The organism is Velocimicrobium porci, assembly GCF_009696045.1.
GTDB lineage: Bacteria > Bacillota > Clostridia > Lachnospirales > Lachnospiraceae > Velocimicrobium > Velocimicrobium porci.
Genome location: NZ_VUMT01000002.1, coordinates 1 through 23523, shown reverse-complemented (window position 1 = coordinate 23523; position 23523 = coordinate 1). Strand labels below are relative to the sequence as shown.

General features: G+C 32.2%; 18 protein-coding genes. 16 read left to right on the top strand and 2 right to left on the bottom strand.

Annotated elements, in window-relative coordinates; all coding sequences use genetic code 11:
• Positions 1–30: 30 nt before the first annotated feature.
• A complete protein-coding gene (locus FYJ58_RS01675) occupies positions 31–1425 on the bottom strand; it encodes an NCS2 family permease (RefSeq protein WP_154516332.1) in 1395 nt (464 codons plus the stop codon).
• Between the two features lie 264 nt (positions 1426–1689).
• Positions 1690–1848 carry a hypothetical protein gene (locus tag FYJ58_RS01670; protein WP_154516329.1) on the bottom strand — a complete coding sequence of 53 codons (159 nt, stop codon included), beginning with the start codon at positions 1846–1848 and terminating at the stop codon, positions 1690–1692.
• Between the two features lie 268 nt (positions 1849–2116).
• On the opposite strand from FYJ58_RS01670, the gene FYJ58_RS01665 reads away from it, so the two are divergent.
• The 16 genes from FYJ58_RS01665 to FYJ58_RS01590 all read left to right on the top strand — a co-directional run bounded on the left by FYJ58_RS01665 (position 2117) and on the right by FYJ58_RS01590 (position 23129).
• Positions 2117–4537, top strand: a complete 2421-nt coding sequence (locus tag FYJ58_RS01665) for a SpoIID/LytB domain-containing protein (RefSeq protein WP_154516326.1) — start codon at positions 2117–2119, stop codon at positions 4535–4537.
• Positions 4538–4585: 48 nt separating this feature from the next.
• Complete coding sequence (locus FYJ58_RS01660; protein WP_154516324.1) at positions 4586–5434, top strand: YihY/virulence factor BrkB family protein; 849 nt, start codon at positions 4586–4588, stop codon at positions 5432–5434.
• A gap of 782 nt (positions 5435–6216) precedes the next feature.
• Positions 6217–6609: a hypothetical protein gene (locus FYJ58_RS01655; RefSeq protein WP_154516321.1), complete on the top strand. Its 393-nt coding sequence runs from the start codon at positions 6217–6219 to the stop codon at positions 6607–6609.
• Between the two features lie 210 nt (positions 6610–6819).
• On the top strand, positions 6820–8952 hold the full coding sequence (locus FYJ58_RS01650) for a hypothetical protein (RefSeq protein WP_328597771.1): 2133 nt from the start codon (positions 6820–6822) through the stop codon (positions 8950–8952).
• Between the two features lie 148 nt (positions 8953–9100).
• A complete protein-coding gene (locus tag FYJ58_RS01645; RefSeq protein ID WP_154516318.1) occupies positions 9101–9724 on the top strand; it encodes an ABC transporter ATP-binding protein in 624 nt (207 codons plus the stop codon).
• Positions 9725–11043: 1319 nt separating this feature from the next.
• Positions 11044–12063: a phenylalanine--tRNA ligase subunit alpha gene (gene pheS, locus FYJ58_RS01640; protein WP_154516315.1), complete on the top strand. Its 1020-nt coding sequence runs from the start codon at positions 11044–11046 to the stop codon at positions 12061–12063.
• A 62-nt stretch (positions 12064–12125) separates the two neighbouring features.
• Positions 12126–14567 carry a phenylalanine--tRNA ligase subunit beta gene (gene pheT / locus FYJ58_RS01635; RefSeq protein ID WP_154516312.1) on the top strand — a complete coding sequence of 814 codons (2442 nt, stop codon included), beginning with the start codon at positions 12126–12128 and terminating at the stop codon, positions 14565–14567.
• A gap of 172 nt (positions 14568–14739) precedes the next feature.
• Positions 14740–15522, top strand: a complete 783-nt coding sequence (locus FYJ58_RS01630) for an Rpn family recombination-promoting nuclease/putative transposase (RefSeq protein WP_154516309.1) — start codon at positions 14740–14742, stop codon at positions 15520–15522.
• Between the two features lie 77 nt (positions 15523–15599).
• Positions 15600–16073 (top strand): VanZ family protein, encoded by a 474-nt coding sequence (locus FYJ58_RS01625; protein ID WP_235912527.1) that lies wholly within the window; start codon positions 15600–15602, stop codon positions 16071–16073.
• Positions 16074–16086: 13 nt separating this feature from the next.
• Positions 16087–16452, top strand: coding sequence for a DUF6142 family protein (locus tag FYJ58_RS01620; RefSeq protein ID WP_154516306.1), 366 nt, complete (start codon positions 16087–16089; stop codon positions 16450–16452).
• Between the two features lie 201 nt (positions 16453–16653).
• Positions 16654–17355, top strand: a complete 702-nt coding sequence (locus FYJ58_RS01615; protein ID WP_154516303.1) for a response regulator transcription factor — start codon at positions 16654–16656, stop codon at positions 17353–17355.
• Positions 17345–18544 carry a sensor histidine kinase gene (locus tag FYJ58_RS01610; RefSeq protein ID WP_205839129.1) on the top strand — a complete coding sequence of 400 codons (1200 nt, stop codon included), beginning with the start codon at positions 17345–17347 and terminating at the stop codon, positions 18542–18544. Before FYJ58_RS01615 ends, FYJ58_RS01610 begins: the two co-directional genes overlap by 11 nt.
• A 74-nt stretch (positions 18545–18618) precedes the next feature.
• The gene (locus FYJ58_RS01605) at positions 18619–21003 is read left to right on the top strand and encodes a hypothetical protein (protein ID WP_154516297.1); all 2385 of its coding nucleotides are present in this window, start codon (positions 18619–18621) and stop codon (positions 21001–21003) included.
• On the top strand, positions 21003–21953 hold the full coding sequence (locus tag FYJ58_RS01600) for an ABC transporter ATP-binding protein (RefSeq protein ID WP_154516294.1): 951 nt from the start codon (positions 21003–21005) through the stop codon (positions 21951–21953). The genes FYJ58_RS01605 and FYJ58_RS01600 overlap by 1 nt, the downstream gene beginning before the upstream one ends.
• A complete protein-coding gene (locus tag FYJ58_RS01595) occupies positions 21943–22845 on the top strand; it encodes an ABC transporter permease (protein ID WP_154516291.1) in 903 nt (300 codons plus the stop codon). The genes FYJ58_RS01600 and FYJ58_RS01595 overlap by 11 nt, the downstream gene beginning before the upstream one ends.
• Positions 22794–23129 (top strand): hypothetical protein, encoded by a 336-nt coding sequence (locus FYJ58_RS01590; RefSeq protein ID WP_154516288.1) that lies wholly within the window; start codon positions 22794–22796, stop codon positions 23127–23129. Before FYJ58_RS01595 ends, FYJ58_RS01590 begins: the two co-directional genes overlap by 52 nt.
• Positions 23130–23523 lie beyond the last annotated feature (394 nt).

Genomic DNA, 23523 nt, shown 5'->3' with positions numbered 1-23523 from the left:
AAGAAAGAGTTTCTTTGCAATAAAGATAAATTAACTGATAAAAATATACTTAAGAACAAAGACGATCGCTAAAATATACATTAATGTACTAATCTTTTTCTCTTTCGCTTTTCCTGTAAGAAGATTGATTACTACATAAGAAATTACACCAAAGAAAATTCCTTCCGATATACTGTAGGCAAAAGGCATAGAAAAGATAGTAATAAATGCAGGAATCGCTTCTGTCATATCATCAAAATTAATATTTAAGACGGAGCCCATCATATAAAAACCAACAATAATAAGTGCCGGTGCAGTGGCAAAAGAAGGAATTGCTAAAAAGATTGGAGATAAGAAAATCGAAAGTCCAAATAAAATAGCAGTTGTGAAAGATGTTAGACCTGTTCTTCCACCTTCTGATACACCGGTTGCACTTTCTACATAAGTTGTAGTAGTAGAAGTACCGAGAAATGCTCCGATTAAGGTTGCAACAGCATCAGAAAGAAGAGCACCACGGATACGAGGAAGCTTGCCGTCTTTATCTAACATATTTGCCTTAGAAGCTACACCGATTAATGTTCCCAATGTATCAAACATATCGACAAATAAGAAAGAAAATACAACGACAACAAAATCAAGAGAAAAACAATTGGAAAAATCAACCTTGAAAGCAACGTCTTTGATGGAACCAATTTGTAATCCCTGAGAAAAATCAGGTAATAAACTAAATGCACCTAAATCAGGATTAATCTGATAGATTCCTGTAAGCTGGCATATAATACCTAATATCCATGTTCCAAGGATACCCAATAAGATGCCGCCTTTTACATTGTAAATCAATAAAATTGCAGTAATAAAAACACCGATAATTGCAAGAATTGCTCCAATTCCTGTAGAGTGGAAAGTTTCTTGTGTAAAAGAATGGAATTGTACGAGAGTGTTATCATTATTTTCAATTAGTTTTGCATTTTGTAAGCCAATGAATGTGATAAAAAGTCCAATACCACAACTTACTGCATATTTTAGTGTTTGAGGAATTGCGTTAAAAATTGCTTCACGGACATTGGTTAAAGATAACAGAATAAAAATAATACCCTCTACAGCGACTGCTGCCAAAGCAACCTGCCAGGTATATCCCATACCAACAACTACGGTATAACAGAAATAGGCATTTAAGCCCATACCGGGAGCTAATGCAAATGGATAGTTTGCTAATAAAGCCATTAGCAGGGAACCGATAAAGCCAGCTAATGCAGTTGCAATAAAAACTCCGCTTGGATTCATCTGCTCCCCATCAGATAATCCTAAAATACTGTTAAATGCAGTTAGTGTATTTGGGTTGACTGCTAAAATATAAGCCATTGTCATAAAGGTTGTGATACCGGCTAATATTTCGGTACGAACGGTTGTATTGTTTTCTTTGAGTTTAAAAAGTTTTTCAAGCATAATAAACTGCCCTCCTCTGATTGAATAAAAAACTAAAATTCTACCATAAAAGTTTAGCAAATGAAAGGACATGTGTCAACTTTTAGTATCGGGTTTTTGAAAAAATTATATAATATCTATGCGGTAATAATTTCCTGATTTGTAAAAGATCATACAAGATGTGGTATAAAAATACAGAAAAGAAAATGGAATTGTTGGACATAAAAAAAGAAATGTTTGGACAAAATCTTCAATCGTGATGAAACATTTCTTTTTTTGGTGAAGCTAAAAATTAAGTTTGTACTTGGCTATGATGTACCGGAGGGTGTCTTCCGGATCCATCGTTTCCCCGTCAATTTCCTCTTTTTGTACCTCATTTAAGCGGGTACTGTTGTCATTGGTGTACAGGTGTCTGTCAAGTGTTTCTTTGAACATTAAGTCCATACTTACTCCTCCATACAAAACATCAACATACTTGGTTAAAAAAATGGTACTTTTTCAATATAGCACAACTACATAACAAATTTCAACAGAATTATTTTACAATTTGTATTTTAATAAATAAAAAATGTATAGTTTTAAAGGATTTTCAATAAAAAATAAATATAAAAATAGTCTATTTGTCCTAAAAGTTCTTGAAATTGGATTTACTTGACATAAGTTGCTTTGATATGGAATAATGTAGAAATAGGACAAAATAGGAGACGAGGATATGAAAAAAAAGATTTCTCTTATCATACTTGGACTTGTGATTATAGCAGGGATTATAATATGGGATATTTGGCAGGAATCAGATACTGCTCCTTCCGGAATGGAAGAATATGTGACAGGAATTAATGGAAATGTTACAAGAGCAGAAGCAGCAAAGATGATTAGCCTATTGAATTATACAAAGGAAGAATTACAAGAATTAGAGCGTGTTATTGTATATACAGACACGACAAAGAAAAAGTGGTATGATACGTATATCAATGGATTTTATACAATGGGGTTAGTATCTGAAACGGAGCAGAAAGAGAATACAGAATTTCGTCCAATGGGGTATTTAACTTATAAAGAGCTGGCTGATATTATGAAACGGCTGGCAATTCAAAGTGAGCTGGATGAAGACGAAAGAAACTCTTATGCCGAGAAACTGTTAAAGAAAGTAGCTTCCATTCAAGATTCAAAAAAACCGGAAGAGTTCGTAACTCATCAAGATTGGTTTGAATTATATCGTTTTCTTTATAAAAAAGTATTTACAAAAAGTAATGTATCAGAGCGGGAATTGTATATCATTGAGTCATGGGAAAATGAGAGTGAGTTTGAAAAATGGAAAACGATAACCAATCGTGGTGTATTTTATGGAGATGGACTTAACTTTCTCCCTTTTGTAGATTCTAAGTTAAAAGTAATCTGTAAAGAGGATGAAATTCTTGGTATTGAGGAAACAATAGAAGAAGAAGCAAAAATATCAAATGTTTGGATAATGGAACAGAAAGAAAATTCATTGACTGTATTTGTAAATGGATATAAAAAGAAGTTTCAGACCGGAAATCAGATTAAAAAGAATATAGAAAAACAAGTTGGCGATTTGACTGTCCAAAAAGGAAATCTGTTGAAAGTAAGTATTAAGCCGGATAAAATAAAAGGACGTGTTTTAAAGACCGGAAAAGATTTTATAGAAATTGAAGGTTATGGAAAGAAGAAATTAAGCGAAGATTTTTGTATTTATAAAATATATAATGGGGTTGAAATGGAACCTGCTAATTCTATTTTAGTTGGATATGAAAATTCAGAGTTTGTTGTAGTGAAAAATGAGATATGTGCTGCTATAATGAAAGAGAAAGTAGAGGCGAAAACAATTCGTGTTTTGCTGAAAACAAATGGGTTTAAAGATGTAATTCATGCGAGTGCAGTTGTTACTTCTACAAGCGATTTTACATTAACTTATGGAAAAAAACAAAAAACATATAAAGCAGGGGAAAAGGTAACAATAAAACCAAATTCTAGGTTTTTAAAGAAAGGAAGAATCAAATTTAAATCAAATGATTCTGATGGAAAAATTAAGATTTTTTCAATGAAACGAAATGAAGAGATACCTGCATATCGTGGAAATTTAGAGATTGATAAAGAAAATGGCGGGCTTTTACTTATTAATGAATTACCGATTGAAGAATATCTTTATGCAGTAATTCCTAGTGAGATGCCGACTTCTTATGGTGTGGAAGCACAAAAAGTACAGGCAATCTGTGCAAGAAGTTATGCTTATAAACAATTATTTTCAAACGGTTGCAGAGAGTATGGTGCACATGTCGATGATAGTCCATCTTACCAGGTGTATAACAATGTACCAGAGAATAAGGTTTCAATTGAAGCTGTGAAAGAAACGTATGGTCAGATATTAAAATATCACGGAACAATTATAACAGCATATTATTTTTCTACTTCCTGTGGTCATACTGCAAATGCCAATGAAGTATGGAACAGCGCGACAGAGGTTCCTTATCTGATGGGAAGCTTTCAGGGTGAAAAACAGGATAAAGATTTGGATTTATCAAAAGAAGATGATTTTAAAACATTTATAAAGAAAAAGGTATATGAAGCGTATGAGGAAGATAACCCATGGTATCGCTGGAAGGTTACGTTATCAAAGAAAGAAATTAAGAAAGTGATTGACACAACACTTAGCAAACGTTATGAGGCAAATCCAGATTTGATTCAGACTCTTCAGGAGGATGGAACTTATAAAAGCGTTCCAATCGGTACAGTTGGAACAGTAAAAGATATTAAAATTACAAAGCGGCAGACAGGGGGAATTATAACAGAGATTATTATTACGGGAAGTAAAAATACGATAAAGGTTATGACAGAATATAATGTAAGAACTATACTTGCACCACTATTTAGTAAAGTGATAAGACAAGATGACAGTAAGGTAGAACATCTGTCTATGCTGCCAAGTGCCTTTTTCTGTATTGAAGAGAAGAAAAAAGGTGATAAGGTCGTTGGATATCGGTTGTCTGGAGGCGGATATGGACACGGCGTTGGAATGAGTCAAAATGGAGCTAAAGCGATGATTGATTTGGGAAAGAGCTACGAGGAAGTACTGAAGCACTTTTATAAAGGTGCAGAGATTGGAGTTATTTACTAATAAATAGGGCGAAAATAGATAAAAAAACAGGCAGGAGGAAGTAATTGAATGATAAGAACAATTGTCAATTATATTCGTTATTTTTTGAGTAAAATGAATGAGGATGCAGTATCTGCATATGCTGCTCAGGCTGCCTTTTTTGTTGTTTTATCATTTTTTCCATTTGCCATGTTGCTAATGACATTAATTCAATATCTTCCGGTAACAGAAGAAATGTTGGTTTCCATGGCACAGGATGGAATTCCCGGTGCAATTAATGTTTATATTGTTTCTCTGATTCATGAAATTTATCGACAGCCAACAGCAGCAATTATTTCGGTTACAGTAATTGCAGCAATTTGGTCAGCTTCAAAAGGATTTTTAGCGATTATTCGTGGATTCAATTCGGTATATGGAATTCATGAAAGCAGAAATTATTTTATGATTCGTCTGATTGCCAGTGGGTATACAGCAGTGTTTGCAGTTGTGTTAGTTATCACCCTTTGTGTTCTGGTATTCGGTAATAAAATATTTATAGCAATTAGCGAACGATTACCGGTATTATTAGATTTAGCATTTTTAGTTATCAGCCTTAGAACTGCAGTTGGGTTTTTAATTATGTTTCTATTTTTCTGGATGCTTTACATCTGGATTCCAAATCGCAAGGTGCGACGTATATGGGCAGAAGTTCCTGGAGCATTACTTACCTCAATTGGATGGCTGGGTTTTTCTTATCTCTATTCATTTTATATTGATAACTTTGCGAATTTTAATACTTACGGAGGGCTGACCGCAATTGTTCTTTTGATGTTATGGCTATATGCCTGCATGTATATCATGTTTATTGGTGGAGAAATTAATGTTGTATTTCAAAATGGCGATATTTATCATTTGATTGAAGAAATAAAGAAGACTTAAAATAAATCTTGACAGAATAAAAATTTATGCTAGAATCCTGACTTTTGCAGATAAAACAGATTAAAAATGGTCGCAAGCCTGGTGTTTATACTGGCTTGCGACCTTGTTATTTTGTTATACTCGTTTTGTGAAATGAACAATAGGGTCATCGTACTGCTTTTCCAGTTTATCAAGCTATCTGAGTGATTCTATCGTTTTCTGACGAGAGCATTTTTTTACTTTATCATAATAAGTGTCAACGATAGAAAGTAGGATGCGACTGTGAGGGGTTGGTGTTTTTTTTAGATATATAACTATTACTCCAATTAATATAATATTTACATATCATAAAATGCTAGTAAAATATGCCTAAATTTTAAAATAAAAAATGCTTGAAATCCACAAAACAAAAGGAGTTCAAGATATAATCAAACATATGTTTTCTTAAAACGTGGAAAAATTTGGATGACAAAGTTGTAAATATATGGTATAGTAAATATGCCAAGCTAGATGTGCAAAATAAAACTGAAAAGGAGATGTTGCCATTGGGAAATGATATTATGTGTTTTATATTCAAGAGTAACCCATAATTAAATCAAGGTCAATGAGTTATTTTCGATTTGAAAGTTGCAGATAGTTTGCTTGCTGGCGGTATTGTTAATTATAGCTTTTTGGAAAAAGGAGAGATAATTTCATGGTTTAAGATATGAACAGAATTTGAGGGATTATCTTTTGAATTGGGTGAAACAAATTGGAACTATTACAAATTTTGCTTTTTATCAAACTGTAAGGAGGATGTATTTATGTTGAAAAGAAGAAAGAAATCAGTGGCTTTAGTAGCTGCGATGGCAATGACATTATCGGTTGGTTCTACGGTTTTTGCTAGTCCATTAATTTATGATTCAGAAGAAGGAATTGGTATAGAAGTGGAAAGACCAACAGGAGTAAAAACACGATCTTCAATAATTCAAGGTGATAAAGTTTCTGTGTCAGGTGGAACACTTTGGACTACATGGAAAGACGGTGTGGTATTTAGAGCTAATTATGATCATAGCAGTAAAACACACAGATGTTCAGTTTCGAATGATCATGGAACAGTAAAAAGGAGCAGATGGGAATCTAAAGGTACAACAGCTAAATCTCCTTGGTTAGACCAAACTTTTAGCAATAATAAAGCATATGCAGCAACTAAATAAAGATTGAGAAATATTAAAATTTAATTCTTATGTTATTTAGAATTAAATTTATTGAGCATCAAAATGAAGGTTTGCACGTTTAATGTAATTTAATATAACAGCTTAAAAATAGCCAGAGATTTTGTTTCGCTTAATAAAAGTACTTTATAATTGGAGGGATTAAAGAAAATCTCTGGCTATTTTAATTATATTGTAAAGGGAGGTATGGGAGTGCAAAAAAAATTAGTTATAATAGTTGTTATTTTGACTATGTTATTTAATGTGTTTTTTTTCTTACATATTAGTAACAGTACAATAGACAATTTCTTATTGGATAAAACTACCGTATCTTTTTACTTTTCTACTAGTAAATATGTTGCATCAAAATCTGAATTTTTAAATAAAATTGAAGATTTTTCTAAAGAAAATAATGTTGAAATAGCACAATATAGTTTTTTGAGTGCAGATAAAATAGACATATATTCTACAATGAAAGAGAAGTATAAAGAAATATTATTTGTACCAAACATTATCTTTAATAGAGATATAAAAGTGAACAATTTTGATGAGATTTTAGAAGTCGGATTTAAAAATTTATTATATATTGATACAAATGATAAGGATATAATTGAAAGGCTTTCTGAAACATTTAAAAATGATTGTGATATTTATTATTTGGAAACAACATTTGACAATAATAATTTTTCATTTAATCGTTTTTTTAAGGATATTGGGAATAATTCTCTTCCTATATTTTCTTTTTTTGTTTTTGTATTTATAATAGTTATATATTTTTATTATTCGGTTAGTAAAAAGCGATATTTCATTTATACATTGTGGGGCTATACGGATTCTAGAATATATTATATATTAAATAAACCTTTGTATATATCATTACTTTTAACAACGGTTCTGAGTAATTTGCTTATGGCTGGGGGAATATATAAAAATATTTTTTCTCGTTTATCACTTGAAGTTTTTTTTACAATGTTAAAATTGAATCTAGTTACTATTTTATTCATATTCATATTATCAATTCCGTTATTCTGGTTGTTTTGCTCTATTACAAATAATAAGAGAACAAAAGGCTTGAAAAAAATGATGATGATATCTTATTTTGCGAGAATTTTGTTACTCTTGTTAATTGTTTTTTTGTCTGAGCAGTTTTTTCTCCAGAAGGAAGAATTGAAAGAAAAGTCAGATAGTTTAACAGTATGGGAAGATACCCAAAATCTCTATAATTTATATGAATCCTATTCACCATATTATTTAGATAATTTAGCAAGAGAAGATATACTGAATGATAAGATGTTCAAAATATATAAAGAATTAAGTGAATTAGATAAATCGTTTATAATTGAAACAATTAATTTTGAACGCCCCAAAATAGAAAATTTAAACACAAAAAACCAAGAAGATATCAATTATAATTATAAAATAGGTGCAAAAACAGAAGAAGATTTGTATTCTCCTCATGGGAAAAATATAGTGGTGGATAAAAATTATTTGAAAAGGCATACAATCAAATCTTTAGATGGGGAAAATGCTATTGATAAGATAGATAATAATGATAATGTTTTGAATATATTAGTACCGAAAAAGTTTAAATATTATGAAAATGCTATACAAAATTCATTTAAAGAGTGGTTTTATTTTCAAAAAGTTGAAGTTACTAATATGTATAAAGAGGCCAGAGGACAAAATAAAGTTGAAAAAAGTATAAGTGATTTAAAAATTAATATAATCTATATAGATAATAATCAGAATCTTTTTACGTATAATCCCAATGCGGGGGATGGTTTTAATATCATAAAAGACTCAATCATTACGGTATATACAGGCAATGTAGATAATTCCTTTTTGGCTGCATGTTTTGGAGATTATATCTTCATAGAATCTGCTGATGAATATAGTGCGTTGAAAGAAATTAGTGCTATAACTCAAAAATATAATGTTATTGAATTAAATTCAATAGCCTCTGTATATGATAAAAAAGGAAGAGAAATTAGACTTGTAGAGGAGAGCATAAACAATCTAATATTAAATACTATAATTATGTCTTTGTTTTTAGTGATGTTTATGATTATAATAGTATATACTTATTACAAAACCTTCTTTTCGACGATTATTATAAAGTCTTTGCATGGATATAGTTTTTGTCAGATTTATAAATATTTAATTTTAGGAAATTTATTTATAAACATATTTGTGCTATTTCTTCTTGGTATTATATATAAAAAAATATCATTATATATGGTTGTAATTATTGTTCTGATGTCGATTATAGATTATTTTATTTCTAAAATTGTAAATGGATGTTTGATTATAAAAGGTGAAATTCAATTTATTAAAGGCGAACAATAAAGTTATTAAAAATGTAGAAAAGATTTTGTAATTATTGTCCCACGTATTGATACTAGATTTTTTGAAAAGAAAAATCATAAAGATGTAACTTTATGAGAAATTTTATATTGGTATGTATTTGAACAGATTGAAAGGCGTGAAAATAGAAATGATACAATTATCAAATATTAATAAACAGTTTGACAAAAAAATAGTTCTGTCAAATATATCTTTGTCTATAAATAGAAATGAATTTGTGTGTATCACAGGAGAAAGTGGTGTCGGAAAAACAACCTTATTAAATATCATAGGTTTACTTGAAAAACCAGATAGTGGAGAAGTGATTTTAGATGGTAAAAAGCATTTTGATAAAAAAGATATATTAAGACTTAGAAGAGAGTTTTTTGGATATATATTCCAAGATTATTTATTGCTTCCTGATAAAACTGTTGAAGAAAATATCTGTATATCTAAATATAAAAGCAAAGAAATGGATAAAAAAAATGTTGATGAACTTATGAAAAAAGTAGGGCTGGATAGTAACTATTTACAAAAAAAAGTGTACTATTTAAGTGGAGGAGAAAAACAAAAAGTGGCAATTGCAAGAATGATGTTGAAACAATATGAATTGGTATTAGCTGATGAACCAACTGGTAATTTGGATTACAAAAATAAAATGGATGTTATAAAGATTTTTAAAGATATAAAGAAAGAGGGAAAAACAATAATTTGTGTCACTCATGATAAAGAAGTTGCAGATTCAGCAGATAGAACTATAAATTTAGTTAAATAATGAATAAGTTAAAAAATAAATTAATATAAGGAGTGAAAATTATATGAAAAAGAAAAAAATAATAATTATAATATTATTGTTAATTTTTATACTATTTGTATTCTTATTAAAAACATATGGTATAGAACATTTGATAATTATAATAAAAAGAATACTACATATTTAATATATGTAGAGAATGAATTTTTTCATAATATCTTTTCTTAATTAATATAATTAAAAAAAGCGGACATAAACTATCAATGTCATTTTATAGTGGTTTAGTTGGGAAGACATCTGACGGGCACCCCATGCTGGATTGTCCGTGTGTAAACGGTCTATAATTACCTTACAGCCCAGTTCCTCCTGAGAAACAGGAGTTCCATTATAATATATGCCGGTGTGATTAATATCAAGCAATTTGGCACTTGTTTTGACCGAGAGTTCTTTAGTCTTCAAAGGGTTTCGGACTAAATTTACTCTCGTAGTCAGGTCAAAGTATTTCTTCAGATTTTTTTTCAACCAATTCACCTGCATGGTGAGTTAACCAACTTTTTTTGTGTATTCAGCTTTTTACCTGCGTTCTGAATCCAGCTTCTCTTTTAGGTTTTCTTCTCGTGTATCGTCAAAGACAACGGAAGCTTTATCAGGGAATTTCTTCTTGTTCATGATATAATAATAATTTTTCTTTCTGTGTTGATTACAGTATATCAGATTCACTAAAAAATGTCTCGGAAAGTGTCTTAAATTACGATACCATTATAGGGATGAAAATAAAGCTTGACAGAATAAAAATTTATGCTAGAATTAAAAACAGATTTATATCAGACAATTAAAGATGAAAGAGCAATGAAGGTGCAAGAAACTATAATTTTCTTTCAGAGAAAAGAAGTCATCGGCTGGAAGCTTCTTTAAGTTCAGATTATAGTTAGAATTTCACACCCAAGCTTTGGAATTGAAGTGAGTTTTAGGCAAAGCTGTTTTGAAAGCGTATTGCTTACAGACGAATGGTAGGTTCTGACGGAATCATAGCCGTTATCTATGAAAAAGTGCTTATTTTATAAAATGTAAAATAAGAAACTGGGTGGTACCACGGATCATTGATATGTTCGTCCCTTGTAAGAATTACAAGGGGCGTTTTTTGATTTATAGGAAATTACATCCTATAAATCAAAAACGCTCCGCGAGGATGTGCACAGATGCGAAAGGAGTGTTGTTGCAAAAAGCATGCAACACGCATCTGGCACGCAAAGTAGAGCAAGTCCCTCATGAGTGAGGGATACAGGGAGTTGAGGTGGACTTGTCCGCTTTGCTCTTGTTGTAAGAAAGGAGAAAATAAGATGCAGGAAAAATTAAAAGCTATTTTAGACCAGGCTGTTGCACAGATTAACGAATCACAGGAAATCGAACGTCTAAATGAGATTCGTGTATCAGTTTTAGGGAAAAAAGGAGAACTGACTTCAGTTTTAAAATCAATGAAGGAGGTTGCTCCGGAAGACCGTCCAAAGGTTGGTCAGATGGTGAACGAAGCAAGAACTCAGTTAGAAGAATTATTAGAAGAAAAAAGAGTTGCATTTGCAAAAAAATTAAGAGAAGAACAGATTAAAAAAGAAACGATTGATGTTACACTTCCAGCGAAGAAGCCTGCAATGGGACATCGTCATCCAAATACAATTGCATTAGAAGAGATTGAAACTATTTTCACAGGAATGGGTTACGAAGTTGTTGAGGGACCAGAAGTAGAATACGACTATTATAATTTTGAGGCATTAAATATTCCTGCGAACCATCCTGCAAAGGATGAACAGGATACATTTTATATTAACAGCAATATTGTATTGCGTACACAGACATCTTCTGTACAAGTACATGAGATGGAAAAGGGTAAACTTCCAATTCGTATGATTGCTCCCGGAAGAGTATTTCGTTCGGATGAGGTGGATGCAACCCATTCACCATCATTCCATCAGGTTGAAGGACTAGTAATTGATAAAAATATTACATTTGCAGATTTAAAAGGAACATTAGCAGAATTTGCGAAACAGCTTTTTGGAGAGGATACAAAGGTAAAATTCCGTCCTCATCATTTTCCATTTACAGAGCCTAGTGCTGAGATGGATGTTTCCTGTTTTAAATGTGGTGGAAAAGGCTGCCGTTTCTGTAAAGGTTCCGGTTGGATAGAAATTCTTGGATGTGGTATGGTTCATCCACATGTATTAGAAATGAGCGGAATTGATCCAAATGAATATGTTGGATTTGCATTTGGTGTAGGTTTAGAGCGTGTCGCCTTATTAAAATATGAAATTGATGATATGCGTCTTTTATACGAGAATGATGAAAGATTTTTACGTCAATTTTAAAAATCTGTAATTTTATTAGAATTTGATTATTGTAATCGGTAAAAAGGAAAGGAATGAAAACGATGAATACACCATTGTCATGGATTAAGGCTTATGTACCGGAACTAGATTGTACTGCACAGGAATATACAGATGCAATGACATTATCAGGTACTAAGGTAGAAGGCTTTGAATGTTTAGATAAAAATTTAGAAAAGATTGTTGTTGGAAAGATTTTAAAGATTGAAAAACACCCAGATGCAGACAAATTAATTATTTGTCAGGTTCAGATTTCGGAAGATGGAGAACAGGTTCAGATTGTAACAGGTGCTCCAAATGTAAAAGAAGGGGATAAAGTTCCTGTTGTATTAGATGGTGGTCGTGTGGCTGCGAGTGCTCATGGAGGAGAACCACATCCTGATGGTATTAAAATAAAAAAAGGAAAACTTCGTGGAGTGGAATCTTTTGGTATGATGTGTTCCATAGATGAATTAGGAGCAAGCCGTGAGATGTATCCAGATGCTGCGGAAGATGGAATTTATATTCTAAGTGATAATGAAGCATATAAAGATGCCAAAATCGGAAGTTCGGTACCAGAGTTATTAGGTTTACATGATGTTGTATTTGAATATGAAATTACTTCAAACCGTGTGGATTGTTTTTCGGTTCTTGGTATTGCAAGAGAGGCAGCAGCTACATTCCGTAAGCCTTTTGTGCCTCCAGTTGTAACAGTTACAGAAAACGATGAAAAAGCATCGGATTATATTTCGGTAGAAGTAAAAGATCAGGAACTTTGCCCTCGTTATGTTGGAAGAATTGTAAAAAATATTAAAATTGCACCATCACCAGAGTGGATGCAGCGTCGTCTTGCAGCAGCTGGAATTCGTCCAATCAATAATATTGTTGATATTACGAATTATGTAATGGAAGAGTATGGTCAGCCAATGCATGCTTATGATTTAGATACAATCAAGGGAAATAAAATCGTTGTCCGTCGTGCAAAAGATGGAGAAAAATTTGAAACTTTAGATGGACAGGTAAGAGAATTGGATTCTTCTATGCTTATGATCTGCGACGATGAAAAACCAATTGGAATCGCGGGAATTATGGGCGGTGAAAATTCCAAGATTACAGATAATGTATCAACGATGTTATTTGAGGCTGCGTGCTTTGATGGAACGAATATTCGTCTTTCTGGCAAAAAATTAGGAATGCGAACAGATGCTCAGGCAAAATTTGAGAAAGGTCTTGATCCAAACAATGCGATGGAAGCTATGAATCGTGCCTGCCAGCTTATTGTAGAATTAGGAGCCGGAGAGGTAGTAGGCGGATCTGTTGATGTATATCCGGAAAAGAGAATGCCAAAAGTAGTAGGCTATGATGTTGACCGCATCAACCGTCTTCTTGGAACAGATATTGATGAAGCTACGATGGTTTCTTATTTTAGAATGATTGATTTAGAAGTAAACGAAGAAAAGAAAGAGATTATTGTACCAACATGGCGGCAGGATATAGGTTGTCTTGCTGATGTCGCAGAAGAAGTAGCCAGATTCTATGGATATGATAATATTCCTATGACACTTCCGAAAGGCGAGGCTACGATGGGTAAGCTTTCTGATAAATTAATAATTGAAGGTCTGGCAAGAAATATTGCAGAGCGTTGCGGTTTTTCAGAAGGAATGACTTATTCGTTTGAAAGTCCAAAAGTATTTGACAAATTATTATTGCAAAAAGATGATAAAGCGAGAGAAGCAATTGTAATTTCCAATCCTCTTGGTGAAGATTACAGTATTATGCGTACATTGCCTTTGAATGGAATGTTGACTTCATTAGCAACAAATTATAATAGAAGAAATAAAGATGTTCGCTTGTATGAAATCGGAAATGTTTATATTCCAAAGGAATTGCCATTAAAAGAATTACCAGACGAGAGAACACAGCTTACATTGGGAATGTATGGAGCAGGAGATTTCTTTGACATGAAAGGCGTTGTGGAGATGTTCTTAGATAAATGTGGACTGACAGATGTGAAAGAATACAACCCAAATGCTTTAAAATCTTATCTGCATCCGGGACGTCAGGCTGATATTATTTATGATAATGTTGTAATTGGATATTTAGGCGAAGTTCATCCGGATGTATGTGATAACTACGATATAGGAACAAAGGCGTATGTGGCAGTCATTGATTTGCCAAAAGTAATAGAAAAATCTACTTTTGCAAAGAAATTCCACCCAATCGCTAAATTCCCTGCAGTTACAAGAGATATTTCTATGCTAGTAAAGAAAGATATTTTAGTAGGTCAGATTGAAGAAGTAATTCGAAAACGTGGCGGTAAATTATTAGAAAGTTATCATCTGTTTGATGTTTATGAAGGAGAACAGATAGAGGCTGGATATAAATCAGTAGCATATTCTATCAGTTTCCGTTCAGAGGAAAAAACATTAGAGGATAAAGATGTCAATGCGGTTATGAAGAAGATACTGAATGGATTGTCTGATTTGGGCATTGAACTAAGACAATAATTAGATAGGATAATATATCATATCTGTTTTAAGACGTGGCTGTCGCACTAAGATTTATTCTTAGTCGGTGGCTTCTTCTTTATTTTACTATTTTTGCTTGTTGTTCTTTCAATAAAAAATGCTATAATGAAGATAAGAGGATATTCCAGTGTGAGAAGAAACTGGAGGACAAATGAAACAGATTAATTGGGAGAAAATTAGTATATCAAATGATTTTTTGTTTGGAAGAGTTATGAGAAATGCAGAGATTTGTAAAGAACTTATTGAAACAATTTTGGGTGTCAATATTGATTCAATACAATATTTGGAAGAACAGAAAGCGATTGATATTTCGAAAGACTCTAAAAGCGTGAGATTAGATGTTTACGTTAGTGATAGGAGAGAAACCGTATTTAATGTTGAAATGCAGACTGTAAATACAGGAGAATTGCCGAAAAGAAGTCGATATTATCAGGGAATGATTGATTTAAATTTAATTGATAAAGGGGAAAACTATAAAAAGCTAAATCGGAGCTATGTTATATTTATTTGTACTTTTGATGCTTTTGGGAAGGGGAGACATATATATACTTTTGAAAACAGATGTAAGGAAGAAAATATTGCCTTAAACGATGGCACAACGAAAATATTTTTAAATGCAATGGGAACAGTTGATGATGTAAATGAAACTCTAAGAGCATTTTTGGATTATGTGGCAGGTAAGAAAACAGAAAATAGGTTTGTGAAAAAACTGGATAAAGAAGTAGAATGGGTAAAAGAAAATAAAGAATGGAGGCGCGAGTTTATGACGTTATTTATGAGAGATCAGGAAAAAATGGAAGAAGGTAGAAAAGAAGGAAAAATTGAAGTAACTTGTGCAATGTTAAAAGAAAACATCCCCTTAGAAATGATTTCTAAAATGACCGGATTTTCTATTGAAGAAATTAGTGAATTAAAAGATAATAATAAGCTTTAAAATGAAAAAAATGCTTTACACAATTTGACATCTCGTATATAATCAAAAGAGTTGAATAAAAAGTAGGAGTGAATCAATTGACGTTTACAAGAAAGCAAAAAAAGTATATTCGTAAGGTCACTTGGGTTCTCTTTATTATATACATGATGATTATGGCATACTTTCTGTTTTTTAGTGAAGGACTTAACCGGTCTGATGTAGGAAGCGTGTATCGGTATAATCTGACTTTATTTCAAGAAATCAAGCGAGGTTTTTGGTGTCTTCGACATGGCAGTTTTCAATACTTTTTCTTAAATGTAGTATTAAATGTAGCTGCATTTGCTCCGTTTGGTTTTATACTTCCCATTATTAGCCCGAAAAATCGCAAGTTTATTCATATATTTTTGTTGAGTTTAGAGCTGACTTTGACAATCGAAATACTTCAGCTTGTTTTTAAAGTGGGAATTTTTGATGTAGATGATATTTTTCTGAATACGGTCGGAGGGACGTTAGGATATATTGCGTTCTCTATTTGCGGACTATTTATCAAGCCATCAAAAAAAGAGAGATAAGAGGATTATAATTATGATTAAGAATAAGAGAAGACAAGATAAGATACCAAGAAAAGTAAAGAAAGCCCGTAGTGGAAAATATAAATTTTCTGTCCGTACACATCCAATACAGGGGATAATTTCATTTGGTTTTGGAATTGTTTCATTATTTGCATTTATAATTCTTTGTGTATTATCTGGAAACGCAAAAGGGACAAGTGGTTTGATGGCAGGTGTAGTTGGAGTACTTTCAATGCTAATAAGTATTGTAGGATTTGTACTTGCTATGATTGCACTGAGAAAAAGAGATATTCATTATCGTTTTCCGGTTATAGGAGGAATTTTAAATGGCATATTAATGATTGTATATTTGACATTATATGTTTCTGGAATTTTATAAATAGTTATATGCAGTGTGTTTAGGCTGTTGCAAAATAGATTGAAGTCTGTATTTTGCAACAGCCAAATTTTTTTAAAATAAAGAATAACGTAAGTTTTTTTTAAGGAAATACGATAGTACATATGGTATAGTAAAATTAGCTTTTAAATTTTATATATAACGAGAAGTAAAGAAATGGGAAAAATAGAAAGAAGGAAAGAGATGGAACAAATTAGTATTTTAGTTGTAGATGATGATAAAGAAATTGCAGACTTAGTAGAAATTCATTTAGTTGGGGATGGTTATAGCGTATTCAAAGCATATAACGCAAAAGAGGGATTAGAACTGTTGAAACAAAATGATATAAAATTGGCAATATTAGATATTATGATGCCGGGGATTGATGGGATTGAGATGTGTAAGATGATTCGCGAAACAAGTACAATCCCTATTATTATGCTAAGTGCCAAATCAACGGATTTGGATAAAATCGTAGGTTTGGGAAGTGGAGCCGATGATTATGTGATTAAACCATTTAATCCATTAGAATTGACAGCCAGGGTAAAATCCCAGCTTCGCAGATATACAACATTTAATCCTAATTCTCAAGGAAAAGAGCCTTTGAAAGAAATCTATTTGGAGCATCTTGCAATTAATAAAGAAACGCATAAGGTCATTGCATATGACAGGGATGTAAAATTAACACCAATTGAATTTGATATTTTATATCTTCTTGCAAGTAATCCGGGTAAGGTATTTAGTACAGAAGAAATTTTTGAAACAGTATGGAATGAAAAAATGTACGAGGCGAATAATACAGTCATGGTACATATTAGAAGACTAAGAGAAAAAATAGAATTAGATTCTAGAAATGCACAAATTATTAAAACAGTCTGGGGAGTTGGATACAAAATTGAAAAATAATGAGATAAGTTTTGTAAAAAGTTTTCGTTTTAAAATCGTTTTATATAGTCTGCTCAGTTTGCTCTATACAATCTTATCAGAAGCCGCAATTATAATATTAGCGAGAATGGTCTGTTATTTTATCCGTGATATACAAGGAAAACCAATCGGATTAACCAGAGCAGAGGAGATGAAGCAGCAATTGAATGGTGCTGTTGTAAACGGTTCCGTCAATTATTTAAATAAAATCGACCCTCAAATGGGAAAACCGATGATTGGGTTGTTTGTATTCTTTGTAACTTTAATTGGAATTGCATTATTTATATTTTATTTTTTACTTTTAACAAAGAAATTTTCTATTTATTTAAAGCGGATTGTAAATGGAATCAATCAGATTGCGACTGGCGACTTATCTACAAGAATTATAATAGACGATAAAGATGAATTTGCGTTTATTGCAGACTGTTTAAATAAGATGGCTGATGATATCAATATTCTGATTGAGAGTGAACGAAAAAATGAAAAAGCAAAAAATGATTTAATAACTAATGTAGCTCATGATCTTCGGACTCCCTTGACATCCATTATTGGTTACTTAAATCTGACAATAAAAAGTGAAAATTTAGATGAAGAAACAAGGAAAAAATATATTTCCGTTGCTTATGAGAAATCACTTCGATTGGAAAAACTAATTGGCGACTTATTTAGCTATACAAAGTATAGTTCAGAAGAGGTTGTGGCTAAGTCCATGCCGATTGATATGGTAAAATTTATGGAACAGATGGTGGAAGAATTTTATCCTGCATTGGAGGATGCAAAACTAGAATATGAATTTTCTCATAACTGTGAAAATGCGGTTGTAATTGGAGATGGCGATTTGTTAGCCAGGGCGTTTTCGAATTTGATTGGTAATGCGATAAAATATGGAAGGGACGGAAAAAATCTGCGGATTTTTGTGAATAAAAATTATTCTTATGTATCAGTATCAATTGTAAATTATGGAGAAGTAATTCCAGAAGCTGATTTAGACTATATTTTTGACCGATTTTATCGCGTTGAGAATTCTCGTTCTACTGAAACAGGAGGAACAGGTCTTGGATTAGCAATTGCAAAAAAAATTATAATGATGCATGATGGAACGATTAAGGCATCAAGTTCGTTAGAAGGTACTACATTTGAAGTGATTTTAAAACTTGCAGATGAACAATAAGAAATATCTTTTGACCCCAATATCATATTATGAAAGGAAGGGAAAATATCGCAGATTTATTGTGATAATAAAATATGATTATGTTAAAAAAACAGAAATTATGGAAAATATTACTTGGAATAAGTTGTGTATTTTTTCTGTTGACAGGTTTTGTAGAATATAAAACAGCAGTAGCGGCTAATATTCAAACAAGCAAAGAAGAAACAGTAGAATCAGATCAGCTGGTAATGAAAATTACGTATGGTTATGGAAAACGTGTAAAATATGGAAGAAATATGGGAGTATGGACTCAGATAACAAATAATGGAGATGACTTTGAAGGTAAGCTTTGTGTATTGATTCCGAATAATGAGAATAAAAGTATACGCTATAGTAAAGATATTGCAATTGCTAAAGGAGAAACAAAAAAGATTGAATTTGCAATTCCTGTCACATTTGCTAACGAAAAAATAAAATTTTCCATTGTAAATGAAAAGAAAGCTACAGTTTTAAGGAAGGCAGTAAGGATTACAATAGAAAGTAACCAGGAAACTTTGTATGCAGGAATTCTTTCAGATGATTCTTTGGCATTGAGTTACCTGGCAGATGAAAAATTGAAACCTGTTTTGTTAAGCGTAGATTCTTTTCCGGAAGATGAAAAATTGCTTGATATGCTAGATATTATTGTAATTAATAATTTTAATACAAAACAGTTTAATGAAGACCAGTATTCCGCTTTAAAGGAATTTGTTCAAAGTGGTGGAACTTTAGTGCTGGGAACTGGAAGTACCGGTAATAAAACAATGCAATTATTTAAAGATGAATTTCTTACGGGTACAATGAAAACAGTTGAAAAAAAGCAGATTTCTATTGGAAATGAAAAGAAAATTACGAAAGACATAAGTGACATTATTCTGGATGACGCTAAAACGGTAATAAAGCAAGACAAACATGATTTGATGCAGAAAAAGAGTATTGGACTTGGAAATGTATGTATATTCCAGTTTGATCTTGGACTTGAGGATAAATTTTTTAGTACTGTAGGGGGTGAGGTTACATCACTAATTAAAGATAACATTAGTGAAAATAAGAAGAAACAAATCAATATGGAATATAATGGAAATAATCAGGATGGGTTTTATAATTTAAGTAATAGTCTGAATGTTGTCAATAGTGATGAAATTCCAAAAGTAGGGAAGTATGCGGTTATATTGGTTGTTTATTTGTTATTTGTTGGACCACCTCTTTACTTTGTTTTAAAAAAAGCAGATAAAAGAAATTATATGTGGGTATGTATTCCTGGAGTTGCGGTAATTTTTTCTTTCCTGATTTTTGTATTGGGAGGAAGTACAAGATTAAAAGAACCAATGTTAAATTATTTGACGGTATCCAATATTTCTTCCGGTTCTGCCAGAGAAGAAGTATATTTCCGGCTTATGGCTCCGTTTAACAGAGAGTACGGTGTTGATATTCCAAAAAAGTACTCTATTATATCAAATACTTTAGAAACATGGTATGACCCGGAATATAATTTGAAAGAAGAATATAATATTGACATTAATTATGGAGCAAAATCCAATCGCATTGTAATGAAAAATTGTGCTTCCTTTGAAAGTGCAGATTTTAAAATGTCCGGGATAAAAAAAGAAAAAGGTGAGTTAACTTCTAACTTAGCATTTAAGAATTTTAAATATGAAGGAACAATAACAAACAATAGTAATTATAATATAAAAAATGCGGTTGCTTTATTAGGACATAAGATATATCAGATTGGTGACTTAAATAAAGGTGCAACAGTTAGTCTAAAGAATTGTAAAGAGTATAGCTTAAATGCGGAAACAATATATGATGATTCGATAATTAGCAAATTGGCAGGAGGAGAGCCTTATAACAATCCGGATGAATCAGTAAAACGTATGTTTTATTCCATGCAATACTATTTATTACAACATTCCATGGAAAATAACAGTCAGATTTTTGGTTTTACAGAACAATCTAAAAACTCTATTGTAAATGATTTGAAAATAAAAAAAGAAGGAATTCATATTATAATCTTTCCTATAGAAATAAATTATCAAAATAATAAAACAATAACCATTCCTGATATTAGCTCTTATTATGAAGTATTAGAAGGCTCTTATGGTTTTGCAAATTCACTTTCAGAACCAGTGATGCTTAGGGTACAGTTTGATTCCGATGATAAAATCAAAGAACTCCATTATAATAAAGAATTGAATCCGGAGATTAATAAACATGCTCAACAATATCAGGCATTTTACGGAGAGGTTTTATTGTTTAATTTTGATAAGAAGAAATATGAAAAAGTATTTATAGGTGGTAAAGAGGGAAGTTTAAAGAATATATCTTCCTATATTGATAAAGACAATGTGATGAAAATGCAGTTCGTGCCTGATTTGAAAAATCATCAGGATATAAATATAATAATGCCGGTATTATCTGCAATAAAGGAGGCCAACTAATGTTAGAAATTCATAATTTGTATAAGCGCTATGGGAAATTTAAGGCCTTAGATGGATTAAATCTGGAAATTTCAAAAGGAGAGTTATTTGGATTTGTTGGACCAAATGGTGCAGGGAAGACAACAACAATGAAAATTGTATCAGGGCTGTTAAGTGCAGATTCCGGCGAAGTATTTGTAGATGATATTGATGCAATTCGTGACCGTCAGGCTTTAAAAAAGAAGATTGGCTATATGCCGGATTTCTTTGGTGTATATGACAACTTAAAGGTAATTGAGTATATGGAATTTTATGCTTCAATTTATGGAATCGAAGGGAAAGAAGCAAAAAAATTATGTTATGATTTAATGGAATTAGTTAATTTATCGGATAAAGCAGAAAACTATGTGGATGGATTGTCGCGTGGAATGAAACAGCGTTTGTGCCTTGCAAGAAGTCTTGTTCATAATCCGGAGCTGCTTATTTTAGATGAGCCTGCATCGGGTTTAGACCCTAGGGCAAGAGTGGAAATGAAGGAAATATTAAAAAATTTAAGCAGCATGGGAAAGACAATTTTGATTAGTTCTCATATTTTGCCGGAACTTGCGGAAATGTGTTCCTCCATTGGAATTATTGAACATGGAAAAATGGTTGTAAAAGGAACTGTGCAGGAGATAATGAATACGATGAATTCATCGAATCCATTAGTAATAAAAGTGTTAGATGAACAGGACTTAGTAATTCGGCTTTTGAAAGAAAATCCGTTGGTTGAAAATATTTCAATAAAAGAAGGAAGCATATCCATTGGCTTTCGTGGTGGACAGAGAGAAGAAGCAATGCTGTTACAGTCTTTAATAGCTTCCAAAGTGAGTATTCATTCGTTTTCAAGAGAAGAAGGAAATTTAGAATCTCTGTTTATGCAGATTACAGAGAGAGAAGACATGTCTGGAGGTGCAGAGAATGAGAATTAATCCGGTATATAAAAAGGAGTTGAAAATAAGTGTCCGAACCATTCGAATGTCACTGATTATTTTTGCTTATAATGCAGTTTTAGCATTAATCAGTTTGTTAGCATTTCACTTTACATTTTTAGGTGATTATAGTGGTGTAATTCAATATTCAAATGTGTTATCAATCTATTTGTTGATTGCTTGTGTCCAATTTGGCCTGGTCTTGTTTGTTATTCCTGCATTTACTTCCAGTGCAATATCTGGAGAAAGAGAACGGCAGACGTTAGAAATCTTGTTGACAACAACAATGAAACCTTATCAGATTATAGTTGGTAAACTAGCCTCTTCGATTAGTGAAACGTTACTTTTAGTAATTTCAAGTATTCCTGTACTTTCAATTATTTTTACGGTTGGAGGAGTTGAAATTAAGGATATACTTGTGCTTTTCTTTGTAACTGGTATTACGGCAATATTTATAGGGAGCATCGGAATCTTTTTTTCTACTGTTTTTAAGAAAACAGTTCCGGCTACCATATTTACTTACAGTACATTAATTATCCTGCTATTTGGAACAATTATAATTGCTTATGTGATTCGGATGGTTTCAGTCAGCGCATATGATACACAGTATTATGCTTCTGGTGCAACGGGTGATTATATGCCACCTACATTAACAGGTCTTCCCTATATCTTTTTAGTCAATCCGGCAGTTACGATGGTATCGTTAGTATCGGGACAATTTGGAGATGCTACTTATCTGGAACGATTTTTAGCCGTGTTTGGTGATGTGGAGAAGCATGTTTTAAATCATTGGTTTGGTATCAGTATTATGATTCAGTTGATTTTAGCTGTTTTTTTGTTGTGGATAGCAGCAAAACGATTGAATCCAATCCGAAAACCAAGGAGAAAATAAGGAGCGTTGGCGATGGAAAAAGAAATTGTAACATTTATAAAGAAAACAAGACGAAGATATATTGTTTTGGGCTTCTTAAAAATGGTATAACCATTGGATGTATAGGTATTGGAATTGGTGCGGCAATTAATCTTATGTCTTGTATTTTCCCGATTTATAAAGCAGTTTTTATTTCTATTATAATAGCGATTTTAACGACAATGATTGGAATACTCTTATTTGGAGTATTCCATTTTCCTAAGTGCGCCTTGCGGCGCACGTTTCTAATGGGTGAAAGTCCCTAATCCGCCCTAGTAGTGGGAAGGATACAGCCAAGACCAAGGGTGTCCTATTCATAGCAACGACTATGATTAACGCGAGGGGAATCTGAAGGAAGGTGGCGGCGAATCTCTGGTCTGACGAACAGAAATCACATCAGGCTATAGTTAAGGATAAGGTTGCTTAACAAACCAAAGTCCAATAACTACTCGGAATTAACTATGGTAAATGTGGCAGATATGTGGAGAGAAAGAAACGTGTGGTACCAAGGGAGGTCTTGTCAGCAAGTGGAAACAGAGTATGAAACTTGTAGTAACAACGAATGGCAAGAAGTCAGCAGAGGTCATAGTACCATTGTGGTTGCAAACATAGTGGGAAGGACTGAACTTTAGGAGATGTGAGTAAATGAAAGTAACCAAA